At 69.2% G+C, this 14,582-nt stretch carries 15 protein-coding genes and 1 pseudogene; 4 read left to right on the top strand and 12 right to left on the bottom strand.

Features of this window, described 5'->3' with window-relative positions; translation table 11 throughout:
• Positions 1 to 35 precede the first annotated feature (35 nt).
• The 5 genes from ACFC1R_RS17010 to rpsB all read right to left on the bottom strand — a co-directional run bounded on the left by ACFC1R_RS17010 (position 36) and on the right by rpsB (position 4,602).
• Entirely contained in the window at positions 36 to 1,028 is a 993-nt protein-coding gene (locus tag ACFC1R_RS17010; RefSeq protein WP_375939384.1) for a phosphatidate cytidylyltransferase, read from the bottom strand.
• 64 nt (positions 1,029 to 1,092) lie between these two features.
• Positions 1,093 to 1,650: a ribosome recycling factor gene (gene frr / locus ACFC1R_RS17015; RefSeq protein WP_045301235.1), complete on the bottom strand. Its 558-nt coding sequence runs from the start codon at positions 1,648 to 1,650 to the stop codon at positions 1,093 to 1,095.
• 96 nt (positions 1,651 to 1,746) lie between these two features.
• A complete protein-coding gene (gene pyrH / locus ACFC1R_RS17020; RefSeq protein WP_375939246.1) occupies positions 1,747 to 2,502 on the bottom strand; it encodes a UMP kinase in 756 nt (251 codons plus the stop codon).
• Positions 2,503 to 2,782: 280 nt separating this feature from the next.
• Positions 2,783 to 3,619, bottom strand: coding sequence for a translation elongation factor Ts (tsf, locus tag ACFC1R_RS17025; protein ID WP_375939248.1), 837 nt, complete (start codon positions 3,617 to 3,619; stop codon positions 2,783 to 2,785).
• Positions 3,620 to 3,750: 131 nt separating this feature from the next.
• Positions 3,751 to 4,602: a 30S ribosomal protein S2 gene (gene rpsB, locus ACFC1R_RS17030; protein ID WP_375939250.1), complete on the bottom strand. Its 852-nt coding sequence runs from the start codon at positions 4,600 to 4,602 to the stop codon at positions 3,751 to 3,753.
• An 812-nt stretch (positions 4,603 to 5,414) separates the two neighbouring features.
• On the opposite strand from rpsB, the gene ACFC1R_RS17035 reads away from it, so the two are divergent.
• The gene (locus ACFC1R_RS17035; RefSeq protein ID WP_375939252.1) at positions 5,415 to 6,083 is read left to right on the top strand and encodes a murein hydrolase activator EnvC family protein; all 669 of its coding nucleotides are present in this window, start codon (positions 5,415 to 5,417) and stop codon (positions 6,081 to 6,083) included.
• A gap of 42 nt (positions 6,084 to 6,125) precedes the next feature.
• Here ACFC1R_RS17035 and ACFC1R_RS17040 read toward each other — a convergent pair whose 3' ends face one another.
• The 7 genes and pseudogenes from ACFC1R_RS17040 to ACFC1R_RS17070 form a co-directional block, all read right to left on the bottom strand.
• Positions 6,126 to 6,737, bottom strand: a complete 612-nt coding sequence (locus ACFC1R_RS17040; RefSeq protein WP_375939254.1) for a TetR/AcrR family transcriptional regulator — start codon at positions 6,735 to 6,737, stop codon at positions 6,126 to 6,128.
• A 128-nt stretch (positions 6,738 to 6,865) separates the two neighbouring features.
• Complete coding sequence (whiG, locus tag ACFC1R_RS17045) at positions 6,866 to 7,648, bottom strand: RNA polymerase sigma factor WhiG (RefSeq protein ID WP_375939386.1); 783 nt, start codon at positions 7,646 to 7,648, stop codon at positions 6,866 to 6,868.
• 712 nt (positions 7,649 to 8,360) lie between these two features.
• Complete coding sequence (gene dprA, locus ACFC1R_RS17050) at positions 8,361 to 9,437, bottom strand: DNA-processing protein DprA (protein WP_375939256.1); 1,077 nt, start codon at positions 9,435 to 9,437, stop codon at positions 8,361 to 8,363.
• Positions 9,438 to 9,758: 321 nt separating this feature from the next.
• Positions 9,759 to 10,709: pseudogene (locus ACFC1R_RS17055) on the bottom strand (YifB family Mg chelatase-like AAA ATPase); the annotation flags it as partial.
• A gap of 113 nt (positions 10,710 to 10,822) precedes the next feature.
• Positions 10,823 to 11,995 carry a methyltransferase domain-containing protein gene (locus ACFC1R_RS17060; RefSeq protein WP_375939258.1) on the bottom strand — a complete coding sequence of 391 codons (1,173 nt, stop codon included), beginning with the start codon at positions 11,993 to 11,995 and terminating at the stop codon, positions 10,823 to 10,825.
• Entirely contained in the window at positions 11,996 to 12,163 is a 168-nt protein-coding gene (locus ACFC1R_RS17065; RefSeq protein WP_375939260.1) for a hypothetical protein, read from the bottom strand. It abuts the gene before it with no gap.
• Between the two features lie 130 nt (positions 12,164 to 12,293).
• On the bottom strand, positions 12,294 to 12,653 hold the full coding sequence (locus ACFC1R_RS17070) for a hypothetical protein (RefSeq protein ID WP_375939262.1): 360 nt from the start codon (positions 12,651 to 12,653) through the stop codon (positions 12,294 to 12,296).
• Positions 12,654 to 12,838: 185 nt separating this feature from the next.
• On the opposite strand from ACFC1R_RS17070, the gene ACFC1R_RS17075 reads away from it, so the two are divergent.
• From ACFC1R_RS17075 to ACFC1R_RS17085, 3 genes are read left to right on the top strand one after another with little or no spacing between them, the layout of a single operon-like run.
• Positions 12,839 to 13,093: a hypothetical protein gene (locus ACFC1R_RS17075; protein ID WP_375939264.1), complete on the top strand. Its 255-nt coding sequence runs from the start codon at positions 12,839 to 12,841 to the stop codon at positions 13,091 to 13,093.
• Positions 13,065 to 13,580, top strand: a complete 516-nt coding sequence (locus tag ACFC1R_RS17080) for a DUF6879 family protein (RefSeq protein ID WP_375939265.1) — start codon at positions 13,065 to 13,067, stop codon at positions 13,578 to 13,580. The genes ACFC1R_RS17075 and ACFC1R_RS17080 overlap by 29 nt, the downstream gene beginning before the upstream one ends.
• Before the next feature lie 14 nt (positions 13,581 to 13,594).
• The gene (locus ACFC1R_RS17085) at positions 13,595 to 14,443 is read left to right on the top strand and encodes a helix-turn-helix domain-containing protein (RefSeq protein WP_375939267.1); all 849 of its coding nucleotides are present in this window, start codon (positions 13,595 to 13,597) and stop codon (positions 14,441 to 14,443) included.
• The last annotated feature ends 139 nt before the right edge of the window (positions 14,444 to 14,582 follow it).

The following is a 14,582-nucleotide window of genomic DNA, read 5'->3' on the forward strand; positions in this document are numbered from 1 at the left end:
CGGGGCGTCCGGGCCTTGTGCGCAGACCGGCGGGGTCAGCTGCCGACGAAGGCCGCCAGCAGCAGCCAGACCACGGGAGCGGTCGGCAGGAGCGAGTCGAGACGGTCCATGATGCCGCCGTGGCCGGGGAGCAGGGTGCCCATGTCCTTGATGCCGAGATCCCGCTTGATCATGGACTCGGCCAGGTCACCCAGGGTCGCCGTGACCGCCGCGCAGCCGCCGAGGATCAGACCCTGCCACCATTGGCCGTCCTCGATCACGTACTGCATGATCAGCGCGCCGGCGATCATCGAGAGGCCGACGCCTCCGGCCAGCCCCTCGCGGGTCTTGCCCGGGCTGATCGTCGGCGCCAGCTTGTTCTTTCCGAACTTGTAGCCGACGGCGTACGCCCCGGTGTCGCTGCAGATGGTGACGATCAGGAAGAGCAGGATCCGCTGCGGACCGTCGTCGGCGGCCAGCATCAGCGCCACGAAGGTGGCCAGGAACGGTACGTAGAAGGCGGTGAAGATGCCTGCCGTTATGTCGCGCAGGTAGTTCTCCGGCGGCTGCTTCATCCGCCGGACCATGATCGCGAGACCGGTCACGGCCAGTGCGGCGGCCGCCCACTGGGCACCCGCCCAGTAGCCCAGCGCCGGCATCGCCACGGCGCCGGCCAACAGCGGGTAGAGCGGCGCCGCGATGCCCTTGCGTTCGGTCAGTCGGCTGCTGAGCTCCCAGACGCCGACCGCCGCGGCCGCCACCACGACGACCAGGAACAGCACCTTCACGAAGAACAGCGAAGCGACGATGACCGCGCCGAGGCCGACACCGACCCCTATCGCGGCCTGGAGATTGCGGCCGCCGCGCTGTTTACGGGGCTGCTGGTCGGACTGGGCCAAGGATGTCTCCTGGACAGAGGGCGTATCAGGGTCTGTGCCGCAAGTGGCGCCCTGATAACACCGGGGCTGCTGCGAGTGACCCGTTCGGGGCCGGCTCGCCGATCGGGGCAGCAGGTCGACCGGTACGGAGTACCGGGTCACCCGCAGCAGGGGGCGCCTGGAAGTCTGTCGAACGCCGCCCCGTGGGCCGAGGCCGTCCGGGGCGTCGCTCGGATCAGACCTCGAGCAGCTCGGCTTCCTTGTGCTTGAGCAGCTCGTCGATCTGGGCCACGTACTTGGCCGTGGTGTCGTCGAGCTCCTTCTCCGCGCGACGGCCCTCGTCCTCGCCGACCTCGCCGTCCTTGACCAGCTTGTCGATGCCGTCCTTGGCCTTGCGGCGGATCGAGCGGATGGAGACCTTGGCGTCCTCGCCCTTGCCGCGCGCGACCTTGATGTACTCCTTGCGGCGCTCCTCGGTCAGCTGCGGGAACACCACCCGGATGATCGAGCCGTCGTTGGACGGGTTGACACCCAGGTCCGAGTCGCGGATCGCCTGCTCGATGTTGCGCAGGGCGGACTTGTCGAACGGGGTGACGACCGCCATCCGCGGCTCCGGCACGGCGAACGAGGCGAGCTGGTTGATCGGCGTGATGGCGCCGTAGTAGTCCGCGACGATCTTGGCGAACATCGCCGGGTGCGCGCGGCCGGTACGGATCGCGGCGAAGTCGTCCTTCGCGACCGAAACGGCCTTCTCCATCTTCTCCTCGGCCTCGAGGAGGGTCTCTTCGATCACTGTGTGCTCCCTGTCCGGTTCATCTGCTGTTGTCCCGTACCGGTGCCCCGGACGGCTTACTGCTGCACGGCCGACTTCGGCGCGGCTGACTACGGCTCAGGCCCGGCCGGAGTCCTCGCTGATGAGTGTGCCGATCTTCTCACCCTTGACCGCCCGGGCGATATTGCCCTCGGCCAGCAGCTCGAAGACCAGGATCGGCAGGCCGTTGTCCTTGCACAGGGTGATCGCGGTCAGGTCCGCGACCTTCAGGTCCCGGGTGATCACCTCGGCGTAGTCGAGCGAGTCGAACTTGACCGCGGCAGGGTTGGTCCGCGGGTCCGAGTCGTAGACACCGTCCACACCGTTCTTGCCCATCAGCAGCACCTCGGCGTGGATCTCCAGCGCGCGCTGCACGGCCGTGGTGTCGGTGGAGAAGTACGGCATGCCCATACCCGCACCGAAGATGACGACGCGGCCCTTCTCCAGGTGCCGGACGGCGCGCAGCGGCAGGTACGGCTCAGCGACCTGGCCCATGGTGATGGCGGTCTGGACCCGGGTCTCGATGCCTTCCTTGATCAGGAAGTCCTGCAGCGCCAGGCAGTTCATCACGGTGCCGAGCATGCCCATGTAGTCGGAGCGGGCCCGGTCCATGCCGCGGACCTGCAGCTCGGCGCCGCGGAAGAAGTTGCCGCCGCCGATCACGACAGCGACCTCGGTTCCCGAGCGGACCACCGTGGCGATCTCCCGGGCGATCGCGTGCACGACGTCCGGGTCGACGCCGAGGCCGCCGCCACCGGAAAACGCCTCACCGGACAGCTTGAGCAGAACGCGGCGGCGCGAGCCACCCTGCACGGTCTCCTGCGTCTCCTGCATGGACTTCTCCTTCTCCACCTACTGGTTCACAGGGCTGGACGTTTCACAGGGCCGAGTGTGCCGTGTGGGGCCCAGACCTGTGCGTACACGCGAGGAGGCCACTGCCGCGGGAACCGGTACGGTGTCCTGCACGGCAATGGCCTCCTCGTCGTTCATGGTGCCGACGCGGCCCGCCCGTTGTCCGAGTGGCGCTGGATGAGCCCGATCGGCGCGTTCCTGGCCGCCCCAGCGGGGGGCCGGGCGATTCCTACCTTAGGCGGGAAGCGCTGGGGAACGTGGCTCAGGCGCCGACGCGGAAGCGGGCGAAGCGCACGAGCTTGACGCCGGCCTCGTCGAGGACCTTGGCGACGGTCTTCTTGTTGTCCTTGGCGAACGCCTGCTCCAGCACGGCGTTCTCCTTGACGAAGCCGGTGACGCGACCCTCGACGATCTTCGCCAGGGCGGCCTCGGGCTTGCCCTCCTCGCGAGCGGTGGCCTCGGCAACGCGGCGCTCGTTCTCGAGAGCGTCGGCCGGGATCTCCTCGCGGGAGAGGAACTTCGGCGCGAACGCGGCGATGTGCTGCGCGACGTCCTTGGCGACCTCGGCGTTCTCCTGGTCGAGCTCGACCAGGACGCCGACCTGCGGCGGCAGGTCCGGGGAGGTGCGGTGCATGTAGGCGGCGACGAAGCCGTTGCCCGAGAACTGCGCGAAGCGCTTGAAGACGATCTTCTCGCCCAGGTTGGCGTTGGCCTCGTCCACGAACTGCTGGACGGTCTTGCCGGCCTCGATCTCGCTGGCCAGAGCGGCCTCGAGGTCGGCCGGGGAGGCGGCGGCGACGTGCTTCGCCAGCGTGTCGGCGACCTCGACGAACTTCTCGCCCTTGGCGACGAAGTCGGTCTCGCAGTTCAGCTCGACCAGAACGCCGGAGTTGCCACCCTCGAGCAGGACGGCCAGGGCGCCGTTGGAGGCGTCACGGCCCTCGCGCTTGGCAACACCCTTCTGGCCCTTGATGCGAAGGAGCTCGACGGCCTTGTCGACGTTGCCCTCAGCCTCGTCCAGAGCCTTCTTGCAGTCCATCATGCCGGCGCCGGTGAGCTCACGGAGCTTCTTGACGTCCGCGGCGGTGAAGTTCGCCATGGTGTGAATCTCTTCTCGCGTCTCGCGTGTCTGCGTGGAGTTGTGCCGGGGGCTGGTGGTTCAGCCCCCGACACGGGAGAAAGGGGCACCTACCGGTGTCGTACCGGCGGGTGCCCCTCGCCCTTGGTACGTCAGGCCTGGTCGGCCTCAGCGGCCGGAGCCTCAACAGCGGCCTCGGCCTCGGCAGCGGGGGCCTCCTCGGCGGCCTTCTGGCCCTCGATGAGGTCCTTCTCCCAGGCGGCCAGCGGCTGGTCGGCGCCCGGCTCGGCCTTGGCGTCGCCCTTGGCGACACCGGCACGGGCCTTGAGGCCCTCGGCGACGGCGTCGGCGATCACGCGGGTCAGCAGGGTGACGGAGCGGATGGCGTCGTCGTTGCCCGGGATCTTGTAGTCGACCTCGTCCGGGTCGCAGTTGGTGTCGAGGATGGCGACGACCGGGATGTTCAGCTTCCGGGCCTCGCCGACCGCGATGTGCTCCTTCTTGGTGTCCACGATCCAGACAGCGCTGGGAACGCGCTGCATGTCGCGGATACCGCCGAGGGTCTTCTCCAGCTTGTCGTACTCGCGCTGGAGGACCAGGAGCTCCTTCTTGGTGAGGCCGGAGCCGGCCACATCCGTGAAGTCGATCTCGCTGAGCTCCTTGAGGCGCTGCAGACGCTTGTAGACGGTCGAGAAGTTGGTCAGCATGCCGCCGAGCCAGCGCTGGTTCACGTAGGGCATGCCCACGCGGGTGGCCTGCTCGGCGATGGCCTCCTGGGCCTGCTTCTTGGTGCCGACGAAGAGGACGCTGCCGCCGTGGGCAACGGTCTCCTTGACGAACTCGAAGGCGCGGTCGATGTAGTTCAGCGACTGCAGGAGGTCGATGATGTAGATGCCGTTGCGCTCCGTGAAGATGAAGCGCTTCATCTTCGGGTTCCAACGACGGGTCTGGTGACCGAAGTGGACGCCGCTCTCCAGCAGCTCCCGCATCGTGACGACGGCCATGGCCGTGCTCCTCAGTGTTGCGCCTGGCCCGCTTGCCCTCGTTGTTGCCGACGTCGGGAAGCTGCCAGGTCAGGCTCGGTTTGTCCGTGCCGGTCGGGTGACCGCCACGCCTGACGCCCCGGACGTGCCGAGCCACCTCGGCCTGGCGACCGCTGGGGCCGCAGCAGGCTCGGCGGACCGAGCGGCACTCGCACCGGATGTGTCGGGAGGCTGGTTCGGACCCTTGCGGATCCGCACCTTCCGACGCATTTCGACCGGTGGCGGGGCGTGCGAAGTCGACCCGGGTGGACCGGGTCGCGTGTGAAGTGTACGGGAAGCGCCGAGTGACGAGCGACTCCGGACGATGCGGGGTGGTTCCCGGGCGGCCCCGGACGGACCCGCACACGGTCCTGCGGAGTGCTCCTGAGACGCTGACGCGCCCGTCTTTTCACCCTCCCGGGGGAGCACGGGTTTCCACAGGCGGGAGTTGTCCACAGGAATCGGGGCGGGGGTGGTCAGCTGGGCGCGCGGGCAGCAGCCTCCTGCGCATGGCGAACCTTCTGACGGCAGTCCCTCTCACGGCGGGGTTCACGGGGCGGGGACTGGAGCTGGGGCTTGGACGGGCACGGGAACTGGGGCGGGGACTGGGGCGGGCGTCGGCTGGGGAACGGAGGCAGGGCCGGGCGCCGGCTTGGGCACGGTTCGCGCGCTGGACGCGCCCGGAGCTTCCCGACGGGTCTTCACGCAGGCCCGTGCCCGACTGCTGGGGAGCCCGCTGTTGCAACGTCGACGTGGCGATGCCCCCACCGGCTCCGGACCGCCGGGTCCAGGCGATGCTGTTCACACTGCTGCTGGTCGTACTGGCGCTGGTCCGGCAGCCGCTGCCGTCCGCGCATGCGGCGTGGACACCGCTCGGCGGTCAGGTCGGCCGGCCGGGAGGCGCTGCGTCCGCATCCGTACTCGGGCCTCCTGCCGTGGCTGACCCTGCCGTGGCTCGCCCCGGCGCGGGGATCGGCCCTTCTGTGGGCACCGGCCCTGGCAGCAGAAGGGGATCCGGCGTGAATGCCGGACCCGGATCGGGACGCGCATGGCCGGTCGGTGCGCGCTCCGACCTACTGCGGCGCTTCAACGCGCCACCGGCACGGTGGGCAGCCGGTCACCGCGGGGTCGACCTGGCGGCGTCGGAGGGCATGACCGTGCGGGCTGCCGCACCCGGGGTCGTCTCGTTCGTGGGGATGGTCGCAGGCCGGCCCGTGGTGACCGTGACTCACCCCTCCTCCGGGGCTCCCCCGCTGCGAACCACCTATCTGCCGGTCACCGGAAGCGTTCCGGTCGGTACTCCGGTGTCGGCAGGACAGCCCATCGGGACGGTTGCCACCGGGACGGGGCACTGCGCAACCGGCTGTCTGCACTGGGGACTGCTCCGCGGGAAGCGCTACCTCGATCCGCTGGCGCTGCTGGGCAGCGGTCAGGCTCGCCTGCTGCCGCTGGACGGCCCGTGAACGGCCTCGACGGCGGCAGCCCCGGCCGCCGGTCGTCACAGCTCAGGCGGTCTCGGCCGCAGGGGCCGCCGCCTCCGCTGCAGTCGCAGTCGCCACTTCGGTGACCAGGCCGTGCAGCGCGAACGCGACCGTGGCGTCCGCGATGGTCCCGGCATCGTCCGCCGGTGCGTGTTCGGCCTGCCGAACCGCAGCCTCGACCACGCCTTGGAGCAGTGCGGCCGCCAATCGGGGCTGGGCATGTCCAAGATCTCGAAGAGCCCGGACGACCAGTGAGACCAGCTCGGCGTGCGAAGCGCGGATACGCTCCCGGGCCGCCTCGTCCAGTTCGAGCATCGAGATCGCCGTGACCGCGCGGTGCCTCGGGTCGCCGGCCAGCGCCAACTGACCGCGCACATAGGCCTCGACCCTGGCCGCCGGACTCTCACAGGCAGCCATACCCGCCTCGATCTCGGCCGCCCAGAGCGGGAAGTCCACGGCGCAGAGCTCCTCGACCACGGCGGCCCGCGAACCGAAGTACTCGTACACGGAGGAGCGGGCCAGACCGGTCCGCGCGGCAAGAGCGGGGAAGGTGAGGGCGTCCATCCCGCCCTCGGTGAGTAGGGACCGGGCAGCGTCGAGAAGGGCCGCGCGCTGCAGCTGACGATGCTCGGCCACTGTGGCTGCTCGGATTTTCGGCACGTTCCTACTGTACGGAGACCGATGACGGCTCGGTACAGCACCACGCAACTGGCGGTCGTCGGATGTCCGGACGGGCAGGTCGGCCCACCCGCCGAACCACACGGTCAGCGGATGTCCGTCAGCTTGGCCCGGAGTTGCAGCACGGACTTGGTGTGGATCTGGCTGACCCTGCTCTCCGTCACACCCAGCACCTGGCCGATCTCGGCGAGGGTGAGGCCCTCGTAGTAGTAGAGCGTCACCACCGTCTTCTCCCGTTCGGGGAGGGTGTTGACCGCCGTGGCCAGCAGGCGGCGCAGCTCCCGGTCCTCGGCGATCTCGACGGGATTGTCGGCTCCGGTGTCCTCAAGGGTGTCCATGAGGCTCAGCCGGTCACCGCTCTCCCCCACCGGGTGCAGCAACTCGTCCAGGGCCACCACGTTCGCCAGCGAGAGCTGACTGAAGATCGCATGCAGGTCCTCGATCGCGATGCCCATCTCCGCGGCGACCTCGGGCTCGTGCGGGGTGCGGCGCAGCCTGGCCTCCAGGGTGGCGTACGTCCGCTCCACCGCCTTGGCCTTCTGCCTGATCGACCGCGGGATCCAGTCGAGCGCCCGAAGCTCGTCGATGATGGCGCCACGGATCCGGCTGATGGCGTACGTCTCGAACTTGATCGCCCGGTCCACGTCGAACTTCTCGATCGCGTCGATCAGGCCGAAGATCCCCGAGGAGACGAAGTCCGCCTGTTCCACGTTGGCGGGGAGTCCGACGCTGACCCGCCCCGCCACATATTTGACCAGCGGCGAGTAGTGCAGGATCAGCTGTTCGCGCAACCGGGTGTCCCCGGTCTCCTTGTACGAGCGCCAGAGCGACTCCAGGGCGGTGCGCTCGGCAGAGGCACGCGCGTCCACCCCGGATGCGGAGGGGGCGGCGGGCGTGCGGGACTTCACGGGCGAGGGGAGCGGCACGGGGACTGTGGTGGGCGCTGTGGCAGGTCCAGGAGCGGGAACTGCGGCGATTCCGGGGGCCGAGGCAGCTCCGGGAGTCGCGGCGGTTCCGGGAGTCGCGACGGTCTCGGGCCCCGGAGGCACCGCGCTCCCGGGGCCTCGCCGGGCAGCCGGCGGCCGGGCTCCGACCGGGGGTGAGGTCTCCTCCTTGCCGCCCGAGGACGGTGGCCGCCCGGCCTGCCGGGTCAGCCCCATCACCCCTGGCGCCTTCGGCTGGTGATCAGCGTTGGGGCGTGCCTCGGCCCCTGGCCCTCCTGAGGACCGGAGGCCACCGACTACCCGATGTCCGGGAATGTGTGTGGGCATGCGTTGGTCTGCGCCGTTCTGCCGAGTCATGTGCTGATAGGAGGCACTGCGAGCGTAGCGTGACCGACTCGCTGCGTTGTGCTACCGCCACTCGGTCGTCCCTCGAAACGGTGGCGATCCCAGCGCGCCGCTCCGTTCTCATCACCACGGCAGCCGGTTCACCACCTCCAGATGCGATTCACCGTGGTCAGGCCCGTAGGCCGACAACCGATCCGCCAGGCGCGATCCACCAGCGCGCGAGCCGGTAGCGCGGTGCACGGACCGGCGCTCGGTCGGGAAAGCACGCCTACCCGCTGAGGCCGCCGGCACATCAGCGCGGGACGGATCGGGCGCCCTTGGCCAGTCTCCAGTGCGTCCCGAACCGCTCCACGAAGCCGAGCGAGCCCAACTCGTAGAGTTTCTGCAGGGCCTCCTCGACCGGCAGACCCGCTGCGAGCGCCAGGCGTTCGACAGGTGCACCTTCGGCGGTCGCCGGCACCGCTTCCAGCACGCGTGCGATTGCGGGCTCCAGGTGGTCCCGGGGCAGGATCGGGCCGGACGGGCGCGGCGCCAGGTCATCCCCGATGGCGCCGATCAACTCGCCGATCTCGGCGGCATCGGTGACCAGGGTCGCGCCACCGCTGCGGATCAGAGCGTGCACCCCGGCGGAGAGCTCCGACGTCACCGGCCCGGCCACCCCCATGGTGTGGCGGTTGAGGTCCCTGGCCCGGCGCGCAGTGCTCAAAGCCCCACTACGGAGGGCCGCTTCGACCACCACCGTCCCTCGCGTCAACGCCGCTATCACTCGGTTCCGAAGCACGAACCGGAACCTGTTGGGGTGCTCGCCCGGCGCCAATTCGCTGAGTAGCAGACCTTGTTCGGCGATCCGCGAGATGAGTTCGAAGTTTCCCGGCGGATAGGTCTCGTCCACTCCGCAGGCGAGGACTCCGATGGTGACACCACCGACAGCGAGCGCGCCTCGATGGGCGGCGGCGTCGATCCCGTACGCGGCACCCGAGACAACCACCCAGCCACGCTCGGCCAGTTGAGCCGAGATCTCCCCGGCGACGTGCGCGCCATAGGCGGTGCAGGCCCGGGCTCCGACCATGGCGACGGAGCGCAGCGCGAGGAGACGGAGGGAGCCGGTGCCCCTGATCCAGAGACCGACCGGCCTGCTGTCGCCCAGGTCGTCGAGTTGGGAGGGCCATTCCTTGTCGCCCGGAATGATGAACCGCCCACCGACGCTGTGCACACGCGCCAAGTCCGCCTCGGGGTCGAGGAACGGGAGCCTGGCGCGGTAGCCGTCGAGCCTGGTGGCGTCCAGGTCGAGATAACCGGGCACCGTACGCGCGCGGATGGCCTCGATGAGGGTGGGTGCGCTGACCTTGGAGAGCCATCGGCCGACCACCGCGTCGCCTGGTTCGATGAGGCGTGCGAGGGCTGCTCTGGCAAGCCGCTCCGGCTCCGGGGGTCCTGACCCCGGGCGGTCTGGCCCCGGTCGAACCGGCGACGACGGGACTGCCTGCGGCTGGGCCGACGGGGGTTGCCCCGGCGGCGCTGTACCCGGTGCTCCGGAAGATCGGGCGGGCGGAGCCGTGCGGGTGGACCTGGAGTGGCCGGGCTTCGAGTGGTTGGGGGTGGTCCGGATGCGGTTCACCTGTGCCTCCACGGGGACGGCAGATAGGGACGGCAGGGCAAGGGCCTTCTGAATCGACTGGTTGAGTGCCGATCAGCTTTCGCCACCCGGGTCCACATCGGGACCCTGGTGGTCGGGATCCCGAGGGGAGAGCGGCCGCGGGGTCACGGCGGGTAAGCCGCGCTCGACGCCCGTCCGGAGAACCAGGGCCGTACGGACGTCAAGCCTGGTGGGGCGGTCCCGGCCGACCAGGTCGGCGATCGTCCAGGCGACCCGCAGGACCCGGTCCAACCCCCGGGCGGTGATGATTCCGCGTTCGAGTTCCCGCTCGGCATCGGTCAGAGCCCCCGGCGCGAGCTGCCACCGGGTACGCAGGAAGTGCCCCGGCACCTCGGCGTTGGTACGCCAGGGAGTGTCGCCGAGCCGGGCAGCGGCACGCCCACGCGCCATCAGTACCCGGGCCGCGACCGTGGAAGTGTTCTCCACCGCCCCGGCGCGCTCCATCAGCTCCGCCCTTGTCACCGGGGCGACTTGGACCTGGAGGTCCACGCGGTCCAGCAGTGGACCGGAGAGCCTGGCCTGGTAGCGGTGGACCATCGCCGGGGTGCATTCGCAGCCCTCGCCCCGTCTGGAGTACCGGCCACAGGGACACGGGTTCGCCGCCAGGCACAGCTGGAACCTGGCCGGCAGCCGCAGTGATCCGGCAGCTCGGGCGATGGTGACCTCGCCTGATTCGAGCGGCTGCCGCAGGGCATCGAGCACACGGACCGGGAACTCAGGGGCTTCGTCCAGGAAGAGGACGCCCCGGTGGGCCAGTGAGACCGCACCCGGTCTCGGCAGACCGCTGCCGCCCCCGACGATGGCGGGCATGGTGGTCGAGTGGTGCGGCGCGTAGTACGGCGGGGTGTCGATCAGCGGCCGGTCGGGCGGCAGCAACCCGGCGACCGAGTGGACCGCCGTCACCTCCAGTGCCTCAGCCTGGCTGAGCGGCGGAAGCAGGCTGGGCAGCCGCTCGGCGAGCATGGTTTTCCCCGCTCCCGGCGGGACGCAGTGAACGATATACGACCTCCGGCACACTCATATAGAGGGGACAACACGCGGAACGGCCCCGCCCATGCGCCACGGGGGAAAGACGCACAGACGGGGCCGCTTATGAGTCAGCCTCGGAGCGGAACCGGGCGCTCCGGGCTGTCCAGCCACACCGTGTGGCCGTGCTCGGCGACCGTGAGTCCGAACCGGTCGAAGCCAGGGCGGTCTTGGTCGTCCCACCAGCGCCAGGCTGCCTCTACCTCGCTCCAGAGGCTCCGGGGTCCGGACTGCACCACCTCGTAGGCCGTCCGGTTCGGTTCCCAGTCAGCGGTAGCCCACGACGTGACGGCCGTGTCGTGCAGCCACAGCGTGTACGTGCCATCGTCGTACCGCTCGGTCAGCGGGAATGCCTCGGGCACCTGCACGCCGATGGCGAACATGGCCAGCCAGCCGCCGATCAAGTCCGGCGACAACGACGTTGAGGACTTGGCTCCATCAGCTGGCCAGGGGGCGGAGAGGTAGGCCAGGCTGTTGGGGCGGGCGCTTCGCTGTTGGCGGAGCCGCATGAACGCGGAAGACCCGGTGAACCGGCCGCTCGCCGTGCCGTCGTCGCCGACCGTGAGCCGGACCACGGCTTCCCCGCCGTACTCGGGCCCCCACGGCGCGACGATCACAGCGCCGGGCCGTGACTGCCGCACCCAAGCGTGGGGAATCCGCCCGACTGAACAGGTGGCGATCACCCGATCGAATGGCACCCCGTCCGCGTAGCCCTTGGCGCCGTCGCCGACCATGGGCGTGGGGAAGTACCCGGCCCGGGCGAGTCGGCGTTGCGCGCTGGTCGCGCTCTCCTCGTCCACCTCGACCGTGACGACGTTCCCGGACCCGAGCCGGTGAGACAGCAGGGCGGCGTTCCAGCCGGTTCCGGTTCCGATCTCCAGTACCCGGTTTCCGTCCTGCACGTCCAGCGCGGCGAGCATTGAGAACACCATGGTGGGCATGGAGTTGGACGACGTTGGCATGGTTCCCCAGTCGTCCCCGGTGTGCTGGCCGTCGTCCCACTGTGTGGTGAGCGGCACGTCCGAGTAGACGGCGTTCCACCACCCGGTCGGGTCGGTGTACCGGTTGACCGCCTCGCCCTGGCGCACCCCGTCAGCCTGCCCCGGCCAAACGGTGGCAGGCACAAACAGGTGGCGCGGAACCGCGTTGTAGGCGGGCAACCAGTCGGAGGTCAGCGACCCGTCAGCGATGAGCGCGGAGGCCAGCCGCCTACGACCAGCCTCCGCTACGTTCTCGGTGCTCACTCAGCGGCCCGTCGCCGGGCCCTGGCCGTCGGACGTGTTGCCGCCCTCGTCGCTGCCGCCGCCCCCGTGCTTGTTGCCGCTGCTGCTGTCGTCCTGCTGGCCACCGCCGGTCCCGGAACCGGTGCCGCCGCCGTGCTTGCCGTCGTTGTAGAGGATCCACGCGGGCATGGTTCTGTCCCTCCGAATCGTCGTCTCGACCCCCGGGTGCTCCCTTGGGCCGTTGTGCACTTGCAGGACCCGCCCCAGCCGCTCGGCCTGTCCAATGGTGGGGACGACCGGGGCGGGAATCTAGGGGTTCTCAGGCACTCAACTGCCGCTGCACGACGTACAGTCCGTCACTGGGGAGAGCGGGCGTCACGTCGTACTCATCGAGCATGCGAGCCACGAGGGATTGAGACTCGCCGTCGATCAGCTGGCCGGTGAGCCGGGCGTACTCCGTCAGCACCTTGGCCAGCGCACGGGCCGTGTTGGCGTGACAGCCGCCGAGGGAGACATGGGGCCCCTGGTAGATCCCGCGCCCGCTCACGATCGGCATCACGTCGGGGACGGACGGCAGGCCCGAAAGCCTCCACGCGGTCTCTACGGCCTCCGCTGCCGCTTCCGCCTCAGCGCGGTACTGCCTAAGGATCTCCGCCTCATGCTCCACGTCGTCCGACACGGACGCTCCCTCCGCCGCCTGCTTCACCGATGCAGGAGACGCTACGGAGGGCGGGGCGTCGAGCTCTACAAACTTGCATGAGCTTGCACGCCAATCGGCATGACCGGTAGCAGTATTGACGCTGTATCCGCTGCTCAGTGAAGCTTGTGCAAGCCCGAGCAAGCACCTAGACCAGGGAGCCGGCCATGGCCGTAGAGTTCGTTGGTATCGACCCCAACACCGACCGGGACCACTGCCCCACCGTGTGGGCGGACCCGGATGCACAGGAGATCTTGTTGCAGGGGTGGAAGCCGAGCCCCGAGACTCAGGCAGAGTGCGAGGCAAGCAGCCCCGCAAACGGTCCGGTACCCGACAGCGAAGCCATCGTCAGGATTCCGGCCCGGATGGTACCCATGATCAGGGAGGCGTGTGATGCCATCGAGCGTGCCCAACTTCGCTGAGCTGCTTGAGCAGTGCGAGCGGTCCGCCGTCCATCTGGAGCTGAGGGACTTTTACGCCCCAACAGAGCGGTTCGAGGCATGGCAGCGCGGCGAGCGGATCAACTGGGAGGACCGTGAGTCCTGGTGGCATCCCTATGACCAGTTGATCACGGACACGGTGGCTCGGGGTGTGGTCATCCGTCGAGCTCGGATCGTCTCCGAGCCCGTGTCCGAGTACATCCGGTGGGAGCACTACGTAACCCACGCCAACGTAACAGCGGGCGAAGAGGTCCGCTGGCTGCCACGGCGACAGGCCACGAGCATCCCCCTACCGGGGAACGACTTCTGGCTGTTCGATGGTGCGCTGCTTCGGGTGCACCACTTCTCCGGCGACGGCGCGGTGGTTGAGGACGAGATCACGGCAGACCCGGAGACCGTGAAGCTGTGCTCCACTGCGTTCGAAGCAGTTTGGGAGCGAGCGATCCCGCACCACCTGTACGCAATCTGACGAAGGCCAGCTCCATGCCCGCGCACTCCTCTTCGAGCGTTCAGAAGGCCCGCGAAGTTCTTGCCGGTCGGCTGAGCGAGATCCGGAAGGACGCAGGGATCAGCGGGCGGGAGCTGGCCATCAGGTGCGGCTGGTCGGAGTCGAAGTCATCCCGGATCGAGAACGCCAAGACACCTCCGTCTGACGCAGATATCAGGGCGTGGTGCCGAGCCTGTGACGCCGGCGATCAAACCCCTGACTTGATCGCCGCCAACAGGCAGTCCGCCGATGCTCATGTGCAGTGGAGACGACTCCAGCGGAGCGGTCTCCGTCACCTGCAAGAGTCCACGGCGGACCTGTACCGAGAGACCAGGATGTTCCGGGCCTACGTCTCCGACGTCATCCCTGGGTTCCTCCAAACGCCTCGATACGCCGCCGCCCTGCTGTCGTCCATCGCAGACTTCCGGGGAACCCCGAACGACGTGAGTGATGCCGTGGCGGCCCGCATCAGGCGCAACGCGGTGCTGAACAATGGCGCACGCCGGTTCTCGTTCGTACTGGAGGAGTCCGTGTTGCGGTACCGCGTGTGCAGCGCCGAGACCATGGCGGCACAGCTCGGCCACCTGCTCGGAGTCATGGACCTCCCAAATGTCGCCCTGGGCATCGTCCCGTTCGCCGCGCAACGGACCGTGTGGCCCATGCCGACCTTCACGATCTTCGACGACGGCAGGGTCCACGCGGACACGCTGGACGCCGCCTCCACGCTCACGCAGCCCAGCCAGGTCGATCTGTACGCCCGAGCCTATGAACGGCTCTCGCAAGGGGCAGTGCGGGGCGCAGCGGCGCGCTCCCTGGTGGCGGATGCCCTGGCATCCCTAGATTGACACGCGGGAACGTCAGAAGTCCCGCACCCACCCCAGCTCGCACCCCTGTTTCATGATCAACAAAAACGAGCTCCCTATTTCGCGGCGGTGTGCGCGAGCCTGGGGGCAGGGTCCCGGACGGTCATGCGCCCAGAGATTG

The sequence above is a fragment of the Kitasatospora sp. NPDC056138 genome, from assembly GCF_042264695.1.
Lineage (GTDB): Bacteria > Actinomycetota > Actinomycetes > Streptomycetales > Streptomycetaceae > Kitasatospora.